Below are 2,558 nucleotides of genomic sequence, written 5' to 3'. Positions count from 1 at the left end.
GGCCCTGGTGGGTGCGCCCTTCCTCCTCGCGCTGGTCCGCACGAAGAGGCTGGCCGCGGTATGACGATCGACGTCCTACCCGAGGCGACGACACCACCGACGACCCGCCGTCGCCGAGTCATCCGTGTCGGACCGGCATCGTGGGTCGTGCGGACCCGGATGCTCGTGACCGCACTGGCCGGTCTTGCGATCACCCTGCTGCTCTTCGCACTCAGCGTCGGGATCAGCGACTACCCGATGGGCCCGGTCGACGTCGCACGCATCCTGCTCGGCGGCGGAACGCGCATCGAGAACGTGGTCGTGTTCGACGTCGCACTGCCCCGAGCCCTGGTCGCGGTACTCGTCGGTTTCGGTCTCGGGATGGCCGGGGCGCTCACCCAGCTGATCGCGCGCAACCCGCTGGCCACCCCCGACATCCTCGGCATCACCGCCGGCGCCGGCGCCGCGGCCGTCGCGGCGATCGCCTTCGCCTCCTCCTGGGGCGCATGGTTCGCCGGCCTCGGCGTACCGGTCGCGGCCCTGCTGGGTGGCCTGGCGACGGCGGCGGTGATGTATCTGCTCGCCTGGCCCGGACGCCGGGCCAACGCGGGGATCGATCCGTTCCGCCTGGTCATCGTCGGCGTCGGGATGACGTGGATGCTGCAGGCGCTGACCGGCTACCTGCTGGCCCGGGCGGAGATCACCGACGCCGCGAGCGCACAGACGTGGCTCGTGGGCTCGGTCTCGCAGGCCACGTGGTCCGACGTCTGGCCGGCCACGGTCGCCGTCGTCGTCGGCGTCGGCGTGGTCGTCGGCCTGTCGCGGCCGATCTCGGTCATCTCGCTCGGCCCCGACCTGTCCCGCGGGCTGGGTGTCCGCACCGGCTGCATCACGACGGCGGTGCTGCTGCTCGCGGTCGTGGTCGCCGCCCTGTGCGTCGCGGCGGCCGGGCCGATCGCCTTCGTCGCGCTGCTGGCGCCGCAGATCGCCATGCGCCTCACCGGTTCGCCGACGCCCACCCCGCTCGCGTCGGGCGTCGCCGGATCGATCCTCGTCGTCGGCGGCGACCTGGCATGCCGCACCATCCTGCCCGGCGGACTCCCGGTGGGTATCGTGACCGCCGCGATCGGCGGGCCGAGCCTGCTCTACCTGATGATCTCGATGTCCCGGAAGGCCACGGTATGAACGACTCGCCCGACGACACGCAGCGGCGTTCCCGTCTACGCGCGCGGGGACTGACCGTCGGCTACGACGACCGCGACGTCGTCACCGATCTCGACATCGACATCCCCGACGCCGCGATCACCACCATCATCGGGTCCAACGGCTGCGGGAAGTCGACCCTGTTGCGGGCACTCGCCCGACTCCTGCCGCCTCGCGTGGGCACTGTCGTGCTCGACGGCGAGGATATCCACCGGATGCGACCCAGGACGGTCGCACGAAGGCTCGGGCTGCTGCCACAGAACCCCGTCGCCCCGGGCGGACTCACGGTCGCCGATCTGGTGGCGCGCGGACGACATCCGCATCAGCGGTGGTATCAGCAGGCGACCCCCGACGACGAGCGGGCGGTCGCGTGGGCAATGGCGCAGACCGACACCGCCGATCTCGCCGACCGGCCCGTCGAGTCCCTGTCGGGTGGGCAGCGTCAGCGGGTGTGGATCGCGCTGGCGCTGGCCCAGGAGACCGATCTGCTGCTGCTCGACGAACCGACCACCTACCTCGATCTGGCGCATTCGATCGAGGTCCTCGACCTCGTGCATGGCCTGTGCACCGATCACGGTAAGACCGTCGTGATGGTCTTGCACGACCTCAATCTCGCCGCCCGCTACAGTGATTCGCTGTTCGTCATGAGGTGGGGGCGGATCGTCGCGCACGGGCGTCCCGACGAGGTGCTGACCCCGACCCTGCTCGAGCAGGCGTTCGGGCTGCGGTCGGTGGTCGTGTCCGATCCGGTCTTCTCCTCCCCGCTGATCGTTCCGCTCGGGACACGCAAAGCGTCGCCGCAGATGTAGCGAGAATCGTCTCTCCGCGCCGATTCTCGCTACGTTTCCGGGGGTGGGTGGGGGTGCATCCGCGGGGGCGGCGGTGAGTGCGGCTTCACCACATACCCGCGCCGACGAGCCAGATCGCGGTCGCGATGAGGGCCGCGAACAACTCGATCCCGATGGTGATCACCGCCGCCCGCGATGCCGACAGCATCCCGCGCCACGCGGCGCCGCCGTCGCGGGTTCGCACCAGTTCGGAGGCGAACGCCCCGAGCACGAACCCGATGAACAACCCGATCACCGGGATCACGAAGAACCCGACAATCCCCAGGACCGCGCCGACGGCGATCGTGCGGTTCGGGATACCCGCCGATCGCAGGGATCGACCGGCGATCAGCCACTTGGCCACCTCGCCGATCGCGATGACGAGTGCCGCGGCGGCGAGGATCGCCCAGCCCCAGCCGCCGACGACGACGGCCCACACCGCGATCGCCGCGAGGACGAGCAGACTGCCGGGCAGCACCGGAAAGACGATGCCCAACAGGCCGATCAGGATCACCGCGCCGACGAGCAGTTCCCCACCCCAGGACACCG

The 2,558-nt window shown here is 70.7% G+C and carries 3 protein-coding genes; 2 read left to right on the top strand and 1 reads right to left on the bottom strand.

What is annotated here, in order from left to right:
* Window positions 1–60 precede the first annotated feature (60 nt).
* Together GORHZ_RS19555 and GORHZ_RS19550 are read left to right on the top strand one after the other, a co-directional pair.
* On the top strand, window positions 61–1,164 hold the full coding sequence (locus GORHZ_RS19555) for a FecCD family ABC transporter permease (RefSeq protein WP_006336064.1): 1,104 nt from the start codon (window positions 61–63) through the stop codon (window positions 1,162–1,164).
* Window positions 1,161–1,991 (top strand): ABC transporter ATP-binding protein, encoded by an 831-nt coding sequence (locus tag GORHZ_RS19550; RefSeq protein ID WP_006336063.1) that lies wholly within the window; start codon window positions 1,161–1,163, stop codon window positions 1,989–1,991. The genes GORHZ_RS19555 and GORHZ_RS19550 overlap by 4 nt, the downstream gene beginning before the upstream one ends.
* An 85-nt stretch (window positions 1,992–2,076) precedes the next feature.
* Here GORHZ_RS19550 and GORHZ_RS19545 read toward each other — a convergent pair whose 3' ends face one another.
* Entirely contained in the window at window positions 2,077–2,556 is a 480-nt protein-coding gene (locus GORHZ_RS19545; RefSeq protein ID WP_006336062.1) for a DUF456 domain-containing protein, read from the bottom strand.
* Window positions 2,557–2,558: the final 2 nt, after the last annotated feature.

This window comes from Gordonia rhizosphera NBRC 16068 (assembly GCF_000298195.1).
In the GTDB taxonomy this organism is placed as follows: Bacteria; Actinomycetota; Actinomycetes; order Mycobacteriales; family Mycobacteriaceae; genus Gordonia; species Gordonia rhizosphera.
Note: the sequence above shows the minus strand (reverse complement) of the source record. Positions and strands in the feature narration are given on the sequence as shown.

Excerpts from the sequence above, each read along its gene's own strand:
- GORHZ_RS19550 (WP_006336063.1), top strand. The coding sequence starts at position 1,161 with ATGAACGACTCGCCCGACGACACGCAGCGGCGTTCCCGTCTACGCGCG.
- GORHZ_RS19555 (WP_006336064.1), top strand. The coding sequence starts at position 61 with ATGACGATCGACGTCCTACCCGAGGCGACGACACCACCGACGACCCGC.